Genomic DNA, 20,770 nt, shown 5'->3' on the forward strand with positions numbered 1-20,770 from the left:
TTCCTATTAGTTATCGAGTGAAAATTTCCCAAAAGTAAAGTTAAATATACTTGGTGATAAATATGGAAAGAAGCATGACTATGAAAGAAAAATATAAGTTTAATATTATAAATGACATTATTATTAATAAATTATCTAAACATCAAGCTAAGAATAAACTTAACCTAACTATTAGAAGAATTAACCAATTAATTCAAATTTTCAATAGAGAAGGTAAAGTTGGTTTTATTCATAAATCCCGAAATAAAATTTCTAATAAAACAACAAATTTTGAAATCAAAATTAAGATTATAAATTTATATAAAACCAAATATTATAATTTTAATTTTCAACATTTCCATGAGAAATTAAACAATGAAGAAAAAATTAAAATTTCATATAGTACACTTTATACTATATTAATTAAAGAAAAAATTACTTCACCAAAAAGACATAAAAATAAGAAAAATAACTTGCATCCTACAAGAAACCGAAGAACAAATTTTGGTGAATTAATTCAAATGGATGCAAGTAATCATCATTGATTTGGTAAGGATAAACCAAAAGCTTTTTTACATGCTGCAATTGATGATGCTACAGGAAATATTGTCGGACTATGATTTGATCATCAAGAAACATTAGATGGTTATTATAATGTTTTTTATCAAATTTTAACTAAATATGGCATACCAAAAACATTTTATACTGATAATAGAACAGTTTTTGGATATAAAAAACAAATCGATGCTGGCAAAATAAACACGGAAAATGATACTTATACTCAATTCCAAAAGTCTTGTAATGATTTAGGTGTTGAAATTATTAGAACTTCCATTCCACAAGCTAAGGGTAGAATCGAACGCTTATTTGGAACACTTCAAAGTCGCTTAATTAGTGAACTTAGACTTAATAAAATTAAAAATTTAGAAGAAGCTAATCAATTTCTTAAAATATATATAAGTATTTTTAATAAGCAATTTGCCTTACCTATTGATAATAATAAATCTGCTATGATTAAAGCTCCAAACCAAGAAGAAATAAATATTTATCTTTCAAGATTTTCTAAAAGAAAAACGGATAGTGGTTCAACTATAACATATTATGGTAAAAAGTATTTTCCTTATAAAAATAGCAAAGTTCAATACATACAACCTAGAACTGATGTAATTGTACTTAAATCGTTTATTAATGAGTTATATCTTAGTTATAATCATCAAATATATGAATTAAAAGAAATAGCACCAAAACCAATTATCAAAGAAGAGTTGATAAAAACTAAAAAGGTTTATATACCAAATAAAAACCATCCTTGAAGATATGGATACTAATAATACCAAATTAAAATTAGATAAAATTCTTTTTATAAAAGATTATTTTTGTGAATACTTAACTATATAAAATTTTAAATCGTTTGTCGAGCAGCAAATTTGATGCCTTAAAATTGATTTTAAAGATATAAAAAATAAAATTATACACCACCAATAGCACAAGCACCAGAAGCCATTGTTGTAATACCACCAACAACATTACCAATTATGGGAATAGTATTTAAAGCACCATTAACAATAGTTAATGTGTTTTCACAATTTAAATTTGATTTATTTTCTAGATTTAGAAGTCTGTTGTCAAGTTCATTAACTTGTTTTTTTAAAGTTTCAAAATCTGCTTTGATTCCTTGAATATTTTTGTTTAATTCATGTTCAATTAAAGTTGAAATATAACTTCAATCTCTTATATAACCTTTTATTATTTCTTTTTCTTGTCTTTTTCAATTATATAATGCTTGAGGATTAAATGTTTTAGAATTATTGATTGCTTGTGGTAAAGTAGAATTTCATTCATTTATATGTGCAAATCATTGTTTAACTTTTGAATCATTTGCTATAATATTTGAAATTTCATTAAATTTATCTTGTGTTACATAGGTAAAAGTTGGTTTTGTCAAACCATAAGAATAGGGACTAAAAGTACCAACAATTATTTTTTTTCAAAATAGCCAATAAAGTGTGAGTAATTAGATTTATCCAATAAATAAACTTCTGATAATTTAAAATTATGATATTTTTTCTTTATGGCACTTTTAATTTCGTTATCAACGTTATGATTAATTTTTCCTAAATTAATTTTTATATCTTTATTTCAATCTGGAAAATCATTTTCTAAATTATCAAGACGATTATTTGGATAATATTTCTCATCTTCTGTTATTATTCTTACTGATTCAAAATCAAATCAATTAAATGGTTTTTCATAAAGTACAATTTCTATACGTTCTTTTCTAGAACTATCTGTATATACTTTTTCAATTTTTGAAAAATTATCTCAAATTGTTTTACCTACTTGTTGTATTTCTTTTCATGTTCATGGAAAAATTGCAGTAATTGAAATATCATTAGAATTATATCGTTGCATCATATCCTCTTTAAATTTTTCGCCAAGTTCTCATGCAGGATTATCTTTTCAATAATGATAATCAGCTATTATTCCTTCAAAAGTTTTTGGTGTAAATGAACAAGTTACTTTACCTCAACTACCCCTTATTTCGTTTTTACCATTTAATGTTCTTTTTAATCGATTTCTGTGTTTTTCATGACGATGTTTATTCATATTTATTTTGCTATTTGTTGTTGGGTTGTTAATAATAAAATCTGTTTGATTATTACTTGCAAAATTTAATTGTTGATTTACTAAATCTAAACTAGTCGTATTTTTTCTAACTCAATTTTTAATATTTGAATTATCAATTGACTTACCATTAATACCTTGTATTTTATTATTTAAAAGTGGAGCAGTTAATACTCACAATTTAAATCAATAACTTGGACTAAAATATTTCATAATTTTGTTCTCCTTTGAAAGTAAATATAAAAATATTTACTTTCAAAACAAAGCAACTTTTATTTGTTAAATTTTACTTCTTTTTTATTTTTTTTGATAAATATTTTTGGGAAATTTTCACTCGATATTGACAATAATAAAAGAAAAACGATACTTAATCAAGTTTAACTAAATACTATCATATTTGATTAATAAATATAGAAAATTGATTAGAAGATTTATAATTATATTTCAACTCCTTTTAAATCATTGATGTTTACTCCTATTTTTGATATAAATAATTTGTATTTAAAAATAATACAAATTTTTTATTGAAAATAGAAGAATATTATTCTTAAATATTTGGTAGTTTTAAGAACTTTATTCACTAAAATAAAGTTCTTTTGATTTTAGTATACAATTAAATTATACGTTTGAAGAAAGGTTGGTTGATAATGCAATTTTTTAAAAAGAAGCATATAGAACAAAAAACAACAACCATGTTTAAACAATTTTCGCAACTATCGAAAGAAGAAGTTATCCAACAATTAGATGGTAGTATGTACGGATTAAAAAAGGAAGAAGTAGAAGACAGACTTAAAAAATATGGTAAAAATGTTTTTTCTCATAAACGATTTGTTTGATACAAAAAATTAATGCACAATATTTTTAATCCTTTTATTATTGTTTTAATGATAATAGTTATCTATAATTTTATTAGTTACAGTATTATTGATACTAATACTGATAAAAATGTTGATTTGTACAGTGCTATTATTGTTTTAGTAATGATTATTTTGAGTGTTTTTATATCTTACTTTCAAGATTATCGTTCCTATAAATCTTCAGAAAAATTACGACAATTAATTGAAACAACAGCCAGTGTTTTTCGATTTAGTAATAAAAATAAAAAAATTGATTTTAATGCTTTAAATAGTGTTGCCAATTTTACAAAAGAAGTATTAATTGAAAATTTAGTACCAGGTGATATTATTTTCTTATCTTCTGGTGATATGATTCCTGCTGATGTTCGAATTTTAGTTTCAACCGATCTATTTATTAATCAATCAGCACTAACTGGTGAAACATTTCCTGTTGAAAAACATGCTATTAATACTAAAGATGATAATAAAAAAAGTAGTATCCTAGAATTAGAAAACATATGTTTTATGGGTACTAGTATTGTTTCGGGCGGTGCTATTGCTATTGTTATTGCATCAGGTGTTAATACTTATTTTGGATCAATTGCTAGTGCAGTAACTAGTAAACGTCCTGTTACTAGTTTTAGTAAAGGTATTAAAAAAGTTACCTACATTCTTATTGGTTTTATGTGTGTAATGGTACCATTAATATTTATTGTTAATGTAATTACTAAAAATAATATTTTAACAGCGTTAATATTTTCAATATCAGTTGCTGTTGGTATTACCCCCGAAATGCTGCCAATGATTGTTAGTGCTAACTTAGCAAAAGGTGCAATTAGATTATCACATAAAAAAGTAATTGTTAAAAATTTAACTAGTATTCAAAGTTTTGGTGCAATGGATGTTTTATGCACTGATAAAACCGGTACTTTAACTGAGGATAGAATTGAGTTAGTTAAACACTTAGATCCAGAAGGTGTTGAATCAAACAAAGTTTTAGAAATGGCATATTTAAATAGTTCTTTACAAACTGGATTAAAAAATAATATTGATAAAACAATTGTCCAACACATTAAAGCTCATCATAATAAAATAGTTGAAATGCCCTATCGTAAAATTGATGAAATACCTTTTGATTTTATAAGAAGACGAATGTCAATAGTAGTTTCAAAAGATAAAATTAATAATACTTTAATTTGCAAAGGAGCAGTAGAAGAAATATTAAAAATTTGTACTAAAGTTGAAATTGGAGGGAAAGTAATTACCTTAACTGATAAAATTAAAGAAAATATTTTAAAATTAAGTACGGAATTAAATAATGATGGTTTACGAGTAATTGCAATTGGCTATCAAGATTTTGCTAGTGACAAAACAGTTTTTAAAATAGAAGATGAATCTAATTTAGTTTTATTAGGATATATAGGTTTTTTAGATGTACCTAAACCTAGTGCTATTAAAGCAATAACAACTCTTAATCAACACGGAATTGATGTTAAAATTTTGACTGGTGATAATGAAATTGTTACTAAAGCAATTTGTAAAAAGGTGGGATTAGAGCCAGGAATTCCTTTATTAGGTAGTGACATTGAAGATATGGATGATCAACATTTACAAGCATTAGTAAATAAAACTACTATTTTTGCGAAAATGGATCCATTACAAAAATCAAGAATTATTGATATTTTAAAGTTAAATGGTCACACTGTTGGCTTTTTAGGTGATGGTATTAATGATGCTGTTGCTTTGCATCACGCTGATGTTGGAATATCTGTTAATAGTGCTACTGATATTGCCAAAGAAGCATCTGATATTATTTTATTAGAAAAAGATTTAGATGTTTTAGAACAAGGAGTGATTAGTGGCAGAAATACTTTTGGTAATATTTTAAAATATATTAAAATTACTATTTCTTCTAATTTTGGTAATTCATTAAGTATTTTAATTGCTTCAATTTGATTACCTTTTTTACCAATGATGGCAATTCAAATTTTACTACAAAATTTATTATATGATATTTCTCAATTAGCAATTCCTTGAGATAGGGTTGATGAAGACTTTATTAAAAAACCACAAAAATGAAATGCAAAAAGTATTTTACCTTTTGCATTCTGGAATGGACCGCTAAGTTCAATATTTGATATAACCACCTTTTTATTTTTAGGATATGGTTTACATATCTTTGCCAATTTTGCTAATGTAGATCCTAATAGTGATGCTGGCATATATCAACAATCATTATTTCATACTGGATGATTTATTTTAGGAGTTACTTCACAAACATTAATTGTACAATTATTACGAACTTCTAAGGTACCTTTTATTCAAAGTATGCCATCTCATCAGTTATTTTTAACAACAATTATAATTACTATTATTGGCATTAGTATTCCATATACACAATTAGGAGCTACTATTGGTTTAACACCAATTCCTTTAATTTTTTATGCTTATTTAGCTGGTGTTGTCATTGTTTATTTCATTGCTAGTCAATTATTAAAAATGATATATATAAAGGTTAATAAACGCTGATTATAAACTAAATTTTAATTTTAAGAAAAATGTATTGGATTTTTTTAAAATTATGATACAAATAAATGTAAAACTAAAGAAAGTTTTTGTATTCCTGTTACTTTTAATAAAGTAACAGGAATTTCATATTATAGATAGGAACAGATAAAAGTATGCTAACATTAAATTACCTTATTGATCAATTTCAAAAGAAAAGAATTCAATTTTCTATTATTGAAGATTTTATGAATAATCCAAACATTAGTGATGAGGAAGTTATTAGTTTAGATAATAACAATAGAAATGCCCTTCATAATAGTTTTTTATTAGATTTAGATGAAGGAGCAGAAATAGAAGATGAATATAACTATGATCCACATGAGGAAGGTTGAGAAACTTCAAGTGAATTAATAGAATTTACAACTAATAAAATAAAACTTATTAATTGATTAATAAATTTTAAAAAAAATGATAAAAATTTTTTAAATCAACAAGATATTGAAGGAAATTCACCCTTACATTTAGCAATTATGAAACAATATATTGTAGACTGAAAACTTGGAGGAGAGTTTAAAAATATAGCAAAACAACTAATTAATAATTCACAAGTTAATCCCAATTTAGTAAATTTGCAAAATGAAACCCCATTTTGCAAATTATTAATACAAGAGATTAATAAAGCTGATGCATATCCGACAAATGAAGAAATTCGTGAATTAGTTAATGATTTTCAAAATAATTCTCATTTTAATATTAATAGTATTAATAATAAAAATCAAAATCTTTTACATATTATTGCTAAAGAGGGTAATAAAACTGATTTTAGAATTAATTTTGCCATCACTAAAAAAACTAATTTTTATCAAATAGATGATAATGGTAATATACCTTACGAAATAGCAATCCTAAACAACAATTTTGATATGTTAGAAATAATAGAAAATTGCAAATATTTTGATATTAATACACCTATTGATGAGTTTAATAACACTATATTACATAGAGCAATTAAAAGTAATAATAAAAAAATTATAAGAACACTACTATTAAAAAATGAAAATGGTGATTTAGAAATTAATTTTGATATTAAAAATAAAAATAATGAAAAACCTTTTAAATTTGAAGATATGATAATTGATTGATTACATCAATTACCAAGAAATCAAAATCAAATTGAAATGATGATTATTGATTTCTTAATAACAAATGAATGTAATTATAATAATTACATAACTAGAGAAGGATTAACTTGATGAACTTTAGCTATTAAATATAACTTAAAAGAAGTTACTAATTATTTGGTTAATAGTGTATTAACTGATATTAACAAAATAGATAGTAATCCTTTTAAAAATAAAAATTATCTTTTTGATAATGAGATAAAAGAAGAAGTAGATAGTATGTTAGATGATTTATCATATGTTGATTCAAAAATTATAACATCTATTAAAAAACTTCCAAATTGTCCTAATTTTAATGAATTACAAAAAGATGTTTTAGAACAACGAGTAACTGCTATCCATAATTTCAAAAAATATCAAACTGATCAAAATTTATCTGATAATGAAAAAGCAATTTTTAAGATATACCTAGATGCAATATTAGATGAAGATGATACAAATTGATCAGAAGAAAAGAAAACAGATTTTAATAAAGTAAAAGAATGATTAACAAAAGAAGAAGTTAACAAAGAAAAGCGTAAATTAGAAAATACAGAAAAAAATGATAGCAAAAAAAGAAGAAAGTTATCAATTGCATAACTACTGCTAAAACTTTTCTTAAAAATTAATATTTTAATAAAAATAACTGCAAAATAATAGTAAATAGTTTCCGTATTATTTATAAAAATAGATAAAAATTATTGTAAAGTTAATTAAATTTGTTAATATTGTTACGTTGTATAAATAAAAATATTTTTATTTTTCAAAATATATATTAATTTTCTTTATTATATTAGATTTAAGGGAGTAAAAAGAAATGAAAAAAATACAAATAATAACAATATTATTATTTATTTTAACTATTTTACTTATAATTTCTGGTTTAATTCTCATAGATTTTTGTGATTATCATTCTCATATGCGTAATCAAACAACGTTAAAGTTTGAAAATATAGAAAGAAATGGATTTCAAATATTAGCTACAACCAGCATATATCATATTTTAGAATATTCACCAAAATACGTATGTTATATAAGTCAAAATATTGGAAATTATTATAATTGAGTAGAATTACAAATTGGAGTTATTTTCTGTATAATTTTAGTACCAACTTTATTTTATGTAATTACATTATTCTTTTTCCAATTATTTGTTTAAAAATAAAAAATAAAAGAAATAACAATTTTTGAGATGCAATCGAAAATTGTGAAATAATTAACAATTACTATATTCATTAAAATTTAATAATTTATATTTATTATTTTTTACTATTATTATTTTTCTACATTTCAATAATGTTAAATGTTATTATATTTATATAGTTTAAAATGATATATAGGTGATATAAATGAAATTAAAAATAAAAAATATTGGTCCTTTTAATGATACTTCTTTAAATATTGGCGATATTACTATTATTGCTGGTGTTAATGACACTGGTAAAAGTTACTTAAGTAGGTTAGTTTTTGCAATGGTAAAAATTGCTACTAGTGATATTAAGTCAGAAATAATTAAGAATTTTTTTAACTTTGCTGAAGATAATTTTACACAAATTGAAAATACTGGTAGTAATTTTCTTGAAACAAATTTTAATAGTAGTGAAAAAGAAAGTGCTTTATTTAAAGAAATTGAATCTATTTATAATAATATTAATTTAAATAATAAAACATTTATGCAAAAATGAATAACAAATTTTAATTATAAAATTGAAAAATTTAATAATTTTTGAATTAATTTATTAACAGACTATCATCAATTGCTAAAAATAAATGATGATTTAATTACCAAAACATTACAAAGAATTGAATTAGATACTAATAAAGATAGTTACAAAATTAAAATTATTAAATATACAATTAATATTATTAATAATGATATTTTACAAACCTTAGAATTATTTAATAATAAAGATACTGATATCATTTCATATTTAATGGCTAATATTCTTCGTGAAAACTTTCATGGTGAAAACTTAAGAAATAAAAAATATAATAATAAAGATAGTTATTTAAAACTTAGTTTAGACAATAACAAAAGTTTAACAATTAATATTAATGAAAATAATAAATTTTCTTTAGAACATGAGTTTAATTACTTAGAAAATATTATTGAAAACCCAATAATTGATGCTACTTATATTAGTGATACTGACCAAATTTTAAATTTAATGATTGAAGAAAGTCTTAGTAAAAAACAATCATCATATATGTTAGAGAGTGAAAAATTAAAATTATCATTAAATAACATTTTCAAATTTAAAAAGTGTCACTACTTAGATGATTTTAAAAATAAAATTAATATTCAAAAAAATATTGAACAGTATAGTAATTTGAAATTAGTATTAATTAAACAAAAAATTAATCAAGAACTTGAAAACTATTTTGGTAATGAAAATAAAATTAACTTTGAAAATGGTAGTTTAACTAAGAATGGTATTACTATTAAACTTGCTAACTCCTCACGTGGATTAAAAATTATTGAATCATTTAAAGAAATGGTTAAAAGTGACTTTTTTAAAGAAGGTAACTTAGTAATTATTAATGAACCTGAAGCCTATATTCATCCAGAATGACAATATTTATTTACTAAACTATTATTAAATATTGCTAAAATAATTAATTTTAAATTAATTATTTCAACACATAGTCCATATATTCTTGAAACAATAACTTCACTAGCAAGTCGTGACTTTAAAAACTTAAATTTTAAATATAATTTTATTAACAAAGATAAAAATTTTGATTCTTGTATAATTGAAGAGAATAGTTTAGATCACATTAATGAAGCTTTAAGTTATCCATATAGGGAGTTAGACGAATATGAATTTAAATGAGACATTAAAAAATAATTTAATATTTATTTATAAAAAAAATAAAAAAACATTTCGTTTGTTATCTTATAGTACTGCTTCTAAAACATATTCTTCAGATTCTGAAGAATATGCAATTGATGGTGATAATTTTAAACTTTTATGTTGTAGTCATTCACGTGGTATTAAATCAATTGATGCTATCACTTATAATAAAAGAAATGAATTTTTATTCATTGAATTTAAAATTCAAAAACATTTTCATGAAGACATTATTAATGATTTATCAAAAAAATTTACTGATACCTTTATTTGTTTTCAACATAATATTGATAAAAAACATGAAATTTCTTTTGACAAAATTAAATGTTTTTTTGTATTTAATATTAGAAGAGAAACTGATCGTAATATTAGAAATATCAAAAGAATTAAAAAGAAATTAAATAATAAAGTTGATGAATTAAATAAAGAACATCGCATTTCTTTAAATTTTAAAATCATTTATTCATCAACTTTTGATCATAGTATTGATTATTTTAAAATGGATGACTACTTTAGTGAAGTTAAGTAAAATTTATATTTTAAAATGAAAAATGCACCATATTGATTTTATAATCTAATTACGGTGCATTTTATTTTTTATTTTACTAAAATTTTTTTAGTAAACTTTTTTGATTTACTTGTTGTAAGTTTTGTATTATTTACTACTGGTTTTAATTTATCAAAATTAACATTTTTAATATCATTATTTAGTTCTTGATTTTTACAAATTTTATATATTTTTCTTATTCTTTCATTTTTTAACATTGACTTTCTTGCTTTATAAATCTTAAATGCTATAACTGATCCAATTACTCCACCAATTGCATAGGGCATAATTTTAATTAAATTTTCAATTCCTAAAAAAAATGAAGTAATACCGTTATAAAATGATTCAATATTATTACCAATATTATTAAAAAAAGTTTTTATATTATTACCAAAATCTTTAAAGGCAGTTTCAAAATTATGAACAAATGTTTGAAAACCTTCACTAATTTCATTACTCAGAGATTGAAACTCCTTACCTAGATCATTAAAGACATTACTTGCATCATTGCTAAAAGATTGAAAATTAGTATTTAAATCTTTTGTAAATACTTCAAATTCTGAACTTATATTATCACCAAAATTATTAAATAAAGTTTCAGTATCATTTCCAAAAGACTGAAACTGTGAACCTAAATCATTAAACAAGTCTTCGATAGGATCAAAATGCATAAGTAATCCTCCTTTAAACTATATCTGATTTTATTATTTGTTTCATTAATGTATATGATATTACATAGAAATAAGAGGTTTTTGGTTTTCTTGTTTATCAGCAACAGGTTTTGAAGATGGACTTATAGACATTAAATTAGCAGCATTTATTACATCTTGAGAAATAGGATTACCCTTATTTAAAGTAGCAAAAGTCATAGGAACAGTAGATAATGTGTTTGCTAATTCTTTTGTAAGAATATCATCGACTGAATTATTTTGAATACTCAATTCTTTTAATTGTTGTTCTTGCTTTTGAAATTTTGCATCTAATTTCATGTTTCGTAATAAAAGTTCTCTCTTTTTTATTGCTTCTTCTTTTAATGTTATTTTTTTTCAAAATCAGTATACAAACTATTTTCTTTGTTTTGTTCAAATTCTTGTTCTGATTCTTCTTCGGATTCTGAATCTGATGAATTATTTATATTTTCTAATAGCATGTATTGTAATTTTTCTTGTCGTTTTGCTTTTTTTTCAGCAATATTAGCTTTGTAATTTTGTTTTACAACAGATCCAATTATTGCACCACCAACACCTGAAGAAATTGCAACAGGTATATCAAAAATAGTATTATAATTATTATCAGTAAGTCCTGCACCAAATCCACCCGCTAAAAACCCCAACGTACCACCTATTGTTGGCGCATGATTAATAGCAATTTTCCCCGCTTTTTTTGCTGTACTTTTTGTTTTTAATATCATTTCTTCTTGAATTGCTTTTTGTTTTTTATAATTTTTAAAATTTTTATATTCTTTTTCTGTCATTTGTATATTTTGTATATTTTTAGGCATATCTTTTAATCTTCCTTTCAAATATTTTAATTTAATAAAAATCCTAATATAGAGAAATATCTATATTAGGATTGGACATCTATTAAATTATAATTAGAATTGTAATTTATTTTTTTTAATGTGTCAATTAAAAGCTTTTTTTAGTTTAAATAGTTAAATTATCAATAATACTCTTAATTTCTTCTGCTTCTTTAAATTCATTTTTTCGTTTGAAGGCTATACATAAATTAGATAATAAAATTTCTTGATTATTAGTTTTTTCAATTTCATTTTTTAAAACAAAATAAAGGTACCCACACTGTCAAAAAGTTGGCTTTCTAAGAACTAAATAATTAATATTATTAATCATAATAATATTTTTAGTTTGTTTTTTTAAACTAAAAGTTGTTAATCCTTTATGATAAATAGTTATTTTTTTATCATCAATAGTTATTGAACTTCGACTATATTGATTTTCAAATCATCAATTTTTTTTATTATTCATATATTAATATTATTTTCTTTTTTTATTTTTAGTTTTAATTCCAATTTTATTTAATAACGTTAAAATTGAAGATCTATATAATCCTTGCTTTTGCAATAAAAGTGAAGTATAAATAATAGATTGTACTACCGTACCAATAATAATAGCTACTGCATATCATAAAATACCAATATAACTACCATCAATATTAGTAACACCACCAAATAAAGCAATAATAAAAGAACCTCAAGCCCCAACATGACCAAGTACACCAAAACCAAATGCTAAAGCACCCGCAACAGCACTACCAATAACATTAGCAACTATTGTTCTTCATGTATCTCTCACTGCAAATGGAATAGCAGATTCAGAAATTCCCATAAACCCTAATAATCAGGCATTTCACCCTAATGATTGTTCTTGTTTTGTAAATAATTTACGACTAAATACTGTTGATGTTAATGCACAACCCAATGGTGCAATCGGAATCGCTGCTGCTACTGGTCCCATTAATCGACCACCATCTTGTACCATTAATGATGTTGCAACAAGAACAGCTGTTTTATTAATTGGACCACCCATATCAAATCCAACCATTGCTCCTAATAATAATCCAACTAAAAACCCTATATTTGGATGTAACCCCATTCAACTTAAACCATAATCCAATGCACCCATTACATATCCAAACGGTGCTGCTAAAAAGAAAGCGGTTGGAATTGCAATAATTGCTGTACAAAAAACAGGAATAATAATAATTGGCATAATTGGTAATAATCATTTTGGTACTTTTCATGAATTTACAAATCTAACTAAATAACCAGCCATTAGTCCTCCATAAAGAGCACCAAATAATGTTCATGAAACATTAGCGTTACCCTGAAAAGGTTGACTTGCATCAATTTTAGAACTAGCAGTAAGATTAAATACTTCTCATCCAAATCACATTCCCGTACCAGGTGATACTAATAAAAATGTAATAATCATTAATACATGCATTAGCGTTGTACCACCAATTAATCCAGAATTAACTCCTGGTGGATTTGTTTTTAATCAAACAAGTTGTTCTTCTCATGAATTTTTAAATTCAAATCCATTACCAAAAGTACCTTTTGCGATACCACCAACAATAGCAAAAATTAAACCAGCAAAAACAACAAATGGTATCATATATGATACTCCACTTAATAAATGTTTTAAAATTGCTGGTTTACCTTTCGAAGCATTTAAAATGAAATCACCACTATTACCATTAGGTTCAGCGTATATTTTTGCTTTTGTTAAACTTTCTTTAATAGTTTGTTTAGCATCTTTAACTACTGGTTTTGTACCACAAGTATATGTTTTTTTACCAATAAAACGTTCTAAGTCAATTGCAACATCTGTTGCTAAAATAACGACATCCGCTTCTTTAATTTCTTGTTCTGTTAGTACATATTCTGGTCCTTTTTGACCTTGACATTCAATATGTACTTGATAGCCTAGTTCTTTTCCTGCGGTTTCTAATAATTCTTTACACATGTAAGTATGAACTACTCCAGTTGTACAAGAAGAAACTCCAATAATTTTTTTTGTTTCCTTATTTTTCATTGTTTTTATTTCTTTTTTAGTACTATTTTTAACTGTTTCATCATTAATAAGCGATATTATTTCTTGTGAATTTTTTGCATTTTTTAATTTTTTACGAAAATCTTCATTTACAAGTTTAATTGCAAGTGTACTTAAAATATCTAAATGTAAATTTTCTGCTTGTGTTTCAGGAATTATTAAAGCAATAATAAAAGTTGTTAATTGTCCATCTATTGCTTTTCAGTCAACACCATTATTATTACATAATATTAGAATTGCAGGTTTTTTAATTGATTTAATTCTAGCGTGTGGAATTGCAATTCCACCTTCAAAACCTGTTGATGATTCTTGTTCACGAGCAAGAAATGCTTTTAGTAATTCATCACGATTAGTAATATAACCTAATGAAAATGCCAAATCAGTAATTTTAGTTAGTGCTTCTATTTGATTTTTAATATTAGATTCAAAAATAATATGTGAGTTGTTTAATAAATCATTAGTTATTTTCAATTTTACCTTCCTTTCCAATGATTATTTTATCTCCTTTTTTTAATAAAAACCAGAGATTTTTTAAGATAATTAAAATATATTTTTAACTATTTATTCAATTAAATTTAATATTTATAAAATTAGATATATTACATACTTCAAAGTTTTTGCTGTTTTTTAAACAAAATATAATAAATAAAAATTATCAACATTAATCCCATATTTCCTTATAAATTAATATAAATAACTTATTTATAAAATAATGTAAAATTAATTTAGTTAAGTATCATTTTTCACCGCAAGTGTAAAGTTTGATACTTTTTTTATTTTCTATGATAAGATATATAAAGATTTATATTTATTTATAAATCATTCAATTTTATTTTTATAAAAATTTCATGCGAGGAATGTTTATAAATGAATATTTCATATAATTTTTATGTTAAAAAAATTTTTTATGCTTGTTATGTTAAAAATGTTGTTTTACCTATTGATATGTTAAAAAATGAAAGAAATAAATTAGGTATAAAGAATATTGGTAATATTACTAAGTTAAGAAATAATAACGTTCGTACTAAATGTAAATTAGTTCAAAAAGCATTACATAATTTTTATAATGCAAGAATTTTAAGTTTTTTAACTTTAACTTATCATAAAAATGAAACTGATATTAGAAAAGCAAAACATGATTTACAATTATTTTTTAAACGTTTAAAACGTTGATGAAATGACCCTAAACGTTCTAAACATTTAGGTGAATTAAGATATTTTTATGTTTATGAATATCAAAAACGAGGAGCCGTACATTTTCATATATTATTTAATCGTAAAATACCTTATAGTATGATAACTAAATGATGACCACATGTTGGTAATAATAAAGGTATTGATTTAAAAGTTGTACATAAAGGTACAAATGAATTTGTGGTTAAATATTTGAGTAAATATGTAACAAAAGTACAAGAAAATATTAAATCTTTAAATCAAAAAGATGTTGGTATTCAAGCATATTCTTTTAGTAGAAATTGTAAAAATCCGCTTGTAGTTCGTGGTACTAAAATGTTAAGTTTACAAAAATTAGTACAAGCATGTGAAAAAGCAAAAGAATTTTATTTATTTAAAACTAAACCAAATGAACAAGGTAATACTCAATTAATTGGCGGAAGTTATGATTATGTTGTTACTAGTGATTATTTTAAAGATTTTAACTATTATATAAGTTTAGATAGTTTAAGATTTAGGTATTGATTAAAAAATAAATTTAATAAAAATGAAGTTTTAGATTTTCTTTATAAAGTTTTTGATAAAACTAAAATTGAAAAAATATTTTTAAAAAATCGTATTCTACATTAATTTTAAATTTTTTCAAGTAATATATATACTATTGTCATTATTTAGTGATAATTTCCTATTAGTTATCGAGTGAAAATTTCCCAAAAGTAAAGTTAAATATACTTGGTGATAAATATGGAAAGAAGCATGACTATGAAAGAAAAATATAAGTTTAATATTATAAATGACATTATTATTAATAAATTATCTAAACATCAAGCTAAGAATAAACTTAACCTAACTATTAGAAGAATTAACCAATTAATTCAAATTTTCAATAGAGAAGGTAAAGTTGGTTTTATTCATAAATCCCGAAATAAAATTTCTAATAAAACAACAAATTTTGAAATCAAAATTAAGATTATAAATTTATATAAAACCAAATATTATAATTTTAATTTTCAACATTTCCATGAGAAATTAAACAATGAAGAAAAAATTAAAATTTCATATAGTACACTTTATACTATATTAATTAAAGAAAAAATTACTTCACCAAAAAGACATAAAAATAAGAAAAATAACTTGCATCCTACAAGAAACCGAAGAACAAATTTTGGTGAATTAATTCAAATGGATGCAAGTAATCATCATTGATTTGGTAAGGATAAACCAAAAGCTTTTTTACATGCTGCAATTGATGATGCTACAGGAAATATTGTCGGACTATGATTTGATCATCAAGAAACATTAGATGGTTATTATAATGTTTTTTATCAAATTTTAACTAAATATGGCATACCAAAAACATTTTATACTGATAATAGAACAGTTTTTGGATATAAAAAACAAATCGATGCTGGCAAAATAAACACGGAAAATGATACTTATACTCAATTCCAAAAGTCTTGTAATGATTTAGGTGTTGAAATTATTAGAACTTCCATTCCACAAGCTAAGGGTAGAATCGAACGCTTATTTGGAACACTTCAAAGTCGCTTAATTAGTGAACTTAGACTTAATAAAATTAAAAATTTAGAAGAAGCTAATCAATTTCTTAAAATATATATAAGTATTTTTAATAAGCAATTTGCCTTACCTATTGATAATAATAAATCTGCTATGATTAAAGCTCCAAACCAAGAAGAAATAAATATTTATCTTTCAAGATTTTCTAAAAGAAAAACGGATAGTGGTTCAACTATAACATATTATGGTAAAAAGTATTTTCCTTATAAAAATAGCAAAGTTCAATACATACAACCTAGAACTGATGTAATTGTACTTAAATCGTTTATTAATGAGTTATATCTTAGTTATAATCATCAAATATATGAATTAAAAGAAATAGCACCAAAACCAATTATCAAAGAAGAGTTGATAAAAACTAAAAAGGTTTATATACCAAATAAAAACCATCCTTGAAGATATGGATACTAATAATACCAAATTAAAATTAGATAAAATTCTTTTTATAAAAGATTATTTTTGTGAATACTTAACTATATAAAATTTTAAATCGTTTGTCGAGCAGCAAATTTGATGCCTTAAAATTGATTTTAAAGATATAAAAAATAAAATTATACACCACCAATAGCACAAGCACCAGAAGCCATTGTTGTAATACCACCAACAACATTACCAATTATGGGAATAGTATTTAAAGCACCATTAACAATAGTTAATGTGTTTTCACAATTTAAATTTGATTTATTTTCTAGATTTAGAAGTCTGTTGTCAAGTTCATTAACTTGTTTTTTTAAAGTTTCAAAATCTGCTTTGATTCCTTGAATATTTTTGTTTAATTCATGTTCAATTAAAGTTGAAATATAACTTCAATCTCTTATATAACCTTTTATTATTTCTTTTTCTTGTCTTTTTCAATTATATAATGCTTGAGGATTAAATGTTTTAGAATTATTGATTGCTTGTGGTAAAGTAGAATTTCATTCATTTATATGTGCAAATCATTGTTTAACTTTTGAATCATTTGCTATAATATTTGAAATTTCATTAAATTTATCTTGTGTTACATAGGTAAAAGTTGGTTTTGTCAAACCATAAGAATAGGGACTAAAAGTACCAACAATTATTTTTTTTCAAAATAGCCAATAAAGTGTGAGTAATTAGATTTATCCAATAAATAAACTTCTGATAATTTAAAATTATGATATTTTTTCTTTATGGCACTTTTAATTTCGTTATCAACGTTATGATTAATTTTTCCTAAATTAATTTTTATATCTTTATTTCAATCTGGAAAATCATTTTCTAAATTATCAAGACGATTATTTGGATAATATTTCTCATCTTCTGTTATTATTCTTACTGATTCAAAATCAAATCAATTAAATGGTTTTTCATAAAGTACAATTTCTATACGTTCTTTTCTAGAACTATCTGTATATACTTTTTCAATTTTTGAAAAATTATCTCAAATTGTTTTACCTACTTGTTGTATTTCTTTTCATGTTCATGGAAAAATTGCAGTAATTGAAATATCATTAGAATTATATCGTTGCATCATATCCTCTTTAAATTTTTCGCCAAGTTCTCATGCAGGATTATCTTTTCAATAATGATAATCAGCTATTATTCCTTCAAAAGTTTTTGGTGTAAATGAACAAGTTACTTTACCTCAACTACCCCTTATTTCGTTTTTACCATTTAATGTTCTTTTTAATCGATTTCTGTGTTTTTCATGACGATGTTTATTCATATTTATTTTGCTATTTGTTGTTGGGTTGTTAATAATAAAATCTGTTTGATTATTACTTGCAAAATTTAATTGTTGATTTACTAAATCTAAACTAGTCGTATTTTTTCTAACTCAATTTTTAATATTTGAATTATCAATTGACTTACCATTAATACCTTGTATTTTATTATTTAAAAGTGGAGCAGTTAATACTCACAATTTAAATCAATAACTTGGACTAAAATATTTCATAATTTTGTTCTCCTTTGAAAGTAAATATAAAAATATTTACTTTCAAAACAAAGCAACTTTTATTTGTTAAATTTTACTTCTTTTTTATTTTTTTTGATAAATATTTTTGGGAAATTTTCACTCGATATTGACAGTAATATATATACTATATTTGTATTTTATTTTGTTTTTGTTATACTTTTATTATAGTAAGTAATGTTTATTTTACTCGCATGGAATAAAATATTACTTACTTTTTCATTTTTATATTTATTGATTTTTTTATAATATTTGATATTATTAATTTATAAGTTTATATTGTTTTAGATTAGTTTTTAAATAATATTTTACTTATTTGAATTGGTAACAGTTCCATGCGAGGAATAGTTAAATATTAATATTAAAAACTTTTTATTTATTAAATTAATTTTGTATTTATAATATTTTTAATTTAATTACTTAATTGTTTGCCAATTCAATCTATTATTTTTTTTATTAAAATTTATAGAAAGGATTGGCAATTTTTATGTTTAAAACTCAATTAGTTAATATTGAAAAAGATAAAATGATACCCGATAAAAATAATCAAGGTAAGTTTTTAAATTTTGATGTTTTAACTTTTTTGGAAATTAATAAACAAACAAATATACCTACTGGTAAAGTAAGAGACAAATGGTATAATCCAACAGTTGTTAATGATTTTTCAAAATATTTACATAAATTAAATTTAAAAGTTGGTAATTATTATAATTTAGTTTTGGATTTATCCGGTACTATTGTAGATATTACTGAATGAAAATAATGTATAAAATAAAAATTAAATAAGGGGCTTATATATGGATTATATATTTTTCATTTTAAGCCCCTAATGGATTAGATTATAATTCATATATAAGCTCCTTATTAATAAAGTAAGGAGTTTTATTTATGCCTAATGAGTTAGAACAAACTAGTAATTATACTTTAACTAAAATTTTAAGAATTGGATTAAGTCCATTAAGTGCTATGGTTGGAGTTAGTGCTTATTATGGTCAATATTTAAAAGACCCAGTATTAGGTTCTATTAATTCTTTGTTATTTAGTAAAAAGTTAGGAATTGATATATGGAATATTAATCAAAGACTAACTACTAGAAATAAAGTTATTAATAGTTATAAAAAGATATTTTTAGGTTTAGGAACAATTGGTTTAATAAATTATGCTAAGTTTGTTCAGTATGTAGATAAGTTAGTTTCTTTATTAAGAGATGAACCTTGTTTTTGACCACCATGTCCTACTGAACCACCTAAAACAACGTATCCACCATTTACAACTGTTAAACCGATAATTGATGTTCCTTTTGTAGATTGAGATACTTATATATCTTTAAATAGTTTTGGTATAGCAAATGTTATTAGTGGTTTAACTGAGTTAATCCCTAATAGATTTCAAAATATAAGAAAGATAGCAAATATGGGTACTGGTGGATGTTTGATTAGTAGTGGTGTTGCTATGGGTATTAATAATAATTTTAATAATTATTTTGCTATTCCTACGATTATTGCCGGTGCAAGTGAGATTATTAATACTTTATTATTGCCATTGGGAAGTACACATAATAACAGTGAATTACAAGAAATATTTACAGATGAAAGAGCAAGATTAATTAATGCTAGTGTTAGTGATTATCAAAGTACAAATGACAGTATGGTTGATGTTGATTTAAATGATGATAATATGTCGGAGATTAATTTAGATAGAGCAAGTTTAAATTGGGATTATTCTTATGCTTATACATTAGGTGGTGTTTAATAATGGAAAATAAAGAAATTAAAAAAAAGTGGTATGACACTCCTAAATTTCATGTTTTTTTGTTTTATTGTTGGTTTTTTTCTATGGTTTGAACTGTTGCTGAAATACATAATATTATAAATGGTAATTTTGATTTTTTTATTGGTTTAGATTTAGGCATTAATATTTTACTTTTTGTTTTAGTAATTTTTTATGAGTTATTTAGTTTAATTGATTTTTAAAAAAAAAAGAAAAAAAGGAAGTGATAAA

The 20,770-nt window shown here is 23.1% G+C and carries 20 protein-coding genes; 11 read left to right on the top strand and 9 right to left on the bottom strand.

Translation table 4 applies throughout. The features are described 5' to 3' along the window. The first annotated feature begins 62 nt into the window (after positions 1-62). A complete protein-coding gene (locus AACL03_RS08675) occupies positions 63-1,307 on the top strand; it encodes an ISNCY family transposase (RefSeq protein WP_339038837.1) in 1,245 nt (414 codons plus the stop codon). Positions 1,308-1,447: 140 nt separating this feature from the next. Here AACL03_RS08675 and AACL03_RS08680 read toward each other — a convergent pair whose 3' ends face one another. After that, positions 1,448-1,924 (bottom strand): hypothetical protein, encoded by a 477-nt coding sequence (locus AACL03_RS08680; protein ID WP_339038835.1) that lies wholly within the window; start codon positions 1,922-1,924, stop codon positions 1,448-1,450. 32 nt (positions 1,925-1,956) lie between these two features. After that, the gene (locus AACL03_RS08685) at positions 1,957-2,817 is read right to left on the bottom strand and encodes a hypothetical protein (protein WP_339038780.1); all 861 of its coding nucleotides are present in this window, start codon (positions 2,815-2,817) and stop codon (positions 1,957-1,959) included. A 434-nt stretch (positions 2,818-3,251) separates the two neighbouring features. Between AACL03_RS08685 and mgtA the strand changes: the two genes are divergently transcribed. The 5 genes from mgtA to AACL03_RS08710 all read left to right on the top strand — a co-directional run bounded on the left by mgtA (position 3,252) and on the right by AACL03_RS08710 (position 10,489). After that, positions 3,252-5,975: a magnesium-translocating P-type ATPase gene (gene mgtA, locus AACL03_RS08690; RefSeq protein ID WP_339040073.1), complete on the top strand. Its 2,724-nt coding sequence runs from the start codon at positions 3,252-3,254 to the stop codon at positions 5,973-5,975. 146 nt (positions 5,976-6,121) lie between these two features. Beyond that, positions 6,122-7,708: a hypothetical protein gene (locus tag AACL03_RS08695; protein WP_339040074.1), complete on the top strand. Its 1,587-nt coding sequence runs from the start codon at positions 6,122-6,124 to the stop codon at positions 7,706-7,708. Positions 7,709-7,925: 217 nt separating this feature from the next. Further along, positions 7,926-8,267, top strand: coding sequence for a hypothetical protein (locus AACL03_RS08700; RefSeq protein ID WP_339040075.1), 342 nt, complete (start codon positions 7,926-7,928; stop codon positions 8,265-8,267). Positions 8,268-8,457: 190 nt separating this feature from the next. After that, positions 8,458-9,957, top strand: coding sequence for an AAA family ATPase (locus AACL03_RS08705; RefSeq protein WP_339040076.1), 1,500 nt, complete (start codon positions 8,458-8,460; stop codon positions 9,955-9,957). Continuing rightward, positions 9,929-10,489 carry a hypothetical protein gene (locus tag AACL03_RS08710; RefSeq protein ID WP_339040077.1) on the top strand — a complete coding sequence of 187 codons (561 nt, stop codon included), beginning with the start codon at positions 9,929-9,931 and terminating at the stop codon, positions 10,487-10,489. The genes AACL03_RS08705 and AACL03_RS08710 overlap by 29 nt, the downstream gene beginning before the upstream one ends. A gap of 68 nt (positions 10,490-10,557) precedes the next feature. Here AACL03_RS08710 and AACL03_RS08715 read toward each other — a convergent pair whose 3' ends face one another. The 5 genes from AACL03_RS08715 to AACL03_RS08735 all read right to left on the bottom strand — a co-directional run bounded on the left by AACL03_RS08715 (position 10,558) and on the right by AACL03_RS08735 (position 14,568). Then, on the bottom strand, positions 10,558-11,178 hold the full coding sequence (locus tag AACL03_RS08715; RefSeq protein WP_339040078.1) for a hypothetical protein: 621 nt from the start codon (positions 11,176-11,178) through the stop codon (positions 10,558-10,560). 60 nt (positions 11,179-11,238) lie between these two features. Then, entirely contained in the window at positions 11,239-11,496 is a 258-nt protein-coding gene (locus AACL03_RS08720) for a hypothetical protein (RefSeq protein WP_338956883.1), read from the bottom strand. A gap of 47 nt (positions 11,497-11,543) precedes the next feature. Further along, positions 11,544-12,008, bottom strand: a complete 465-nt coding sequence (locus tag AACL03_RS08725) for a hypothetical protein (protein WP_339040079.1) — start codon at positions 12,006-12,008, stop codon at positions 11,544-11,546. Positions 12,009-12,153: 145 nt separating this feature from the next. Continuing rightward, a complete protein-coding gene (locus AACL03_RS08730) occupies positions 12,154-12,492 on the bottom strand; it encodes a hypothetical protein (RefSeq protein ID WP_338956877.1) in 339 nt (112 codons plus the stop codon). A 9-nt stretch (positions 12,493-12,501) separates the two neighbouring features. Further along, entirely contained in the window at positions 12,502-14,568 is a 2,067-nt protein-coding gene (locus tag AACL03_RS08735; RefSeq protein WP_339040080.1) for a fructose-specific PTS transporter subunit EIIC, read from the bottom strand. 378 nt (positions 14,569-14,946) lie between these two features. On the opposite strand from AACL03_RS08735, the gene AACL03_RS08740 reads away from it, so the two are divergent. Further along, positions 14,947-15,882, top strand: coding sequence for a rolling circle replication-associated protein (locus tag AACL03_RS08740; RefSeq protein WP_339038695.1), 936 nt, complete (start codon positions 14,947-14,949; stop codon positions 15,880-15,882). 114 nt (positions 15,883-15,996) lie between these two features. Further along, positions 15,997-17,241 carry an ISNCY family transposase gene (locus tag AACL03_RS08745; protein ID WP_339038837.1) on the top strand — a complete coding sequence of 415 codons (1,245 nt, stop codon included), beginning with the start codon at positions 15,997-15,999 and terminating at the stop codon, positions 17,239-17,241. A 140-nt stretch (positions 17,242-17,381) separates the two neighbouring features. On the opposite strand, the gene AACL03_RS08750 is transcribed toward AACL03_RS08745, so the two are convergent. Both AACL03_RS08750 and AACL03_RS08755 read right to left on the bottom strand, forming a co-directional pair. Further along, the gene (locus tag AACL03_RS08750) at positions 17,382-17,858 is read right to left on the bottom strand and encodes a hypothetical protein (protein ID WP_339038835.1); all 477 of its coding nucleotides are present in this window, start codon (positions 17,856-17,858) and stop codon (positions 17,382-17,384) included. A gap of 32 nt (positions 17,859-17,890) precedes the next feature. Continuing rightward, positions 17,891-18,751 (bottom strand): hypothetical protein, encoded by an 861-nt coding sequence (locus AACL03_RS08755; RefSeq protein WP_339038780.1) that lies wholly within the window; start codon positions 18,749-18,751, stop codon positions 17,891-17,893. Between the two features lie 505 nt (positions 18,752-19,256). On the opposite strand from AACL03_RS08755, the gene AACL03_RS08760 reads away from it, so the two are divergent. The 3 genes from AACL03_RS08760 to AACL03_RS08770 all read left to right on the top strand — a co-directional run bounded on the left by AACL03_RS08760 (position 19,257) and on the right by AACL03_RS08770 (position 20,742). Next, positions 19,257-19,532, top strand: coding sequence for a hypothetical protein (locus tag AACL03_RS08760; RefSeq protein WP_338974505.1), 276 nt, complete (start codon positions 19,257-19,259; stop codon positions 19,530-19,532). Positions 19,533-19,657: 125 nt separating this feature from the next. Continuing rightward, positions 19,658-20,521: a hypothetical protein gene (locus AACL03_RS08765; RefSeq protein WP_339038965.1), complete on the top strand. Its 864-nt coding sequence runs from the start codon at positions 19,658-19,660 to the stop codon at positions 20,519-20,521. A 2-nt stretch (positions 20,522-20,523) separates the two neighbouring features. Beyond that, positions 20,524-20,742 carry a hypothetical protein gene (locus AACL03_RS08770; RefSeq protein ID WP_339038691.1) on the top strand — a complete coding sequence of 73 codons (219 nt, stop codon included), beginning with the start codon at positions 20,524-20,526 and terminating at the stop codon, positions 20,740-20,742. Positions 20,743-20,770 lie beyond the last annotated feature (28 nt).

The organism is Spiroplasma endosymbiont of Andrena trimmerana, assembly GCF_964019575.1.
Classification (GTDB): domain Bacteria; phylum Bacillota_I; class Bacilli_A; order Mycoplasmatales; family VBWQ01; genus Spiroplasma_E.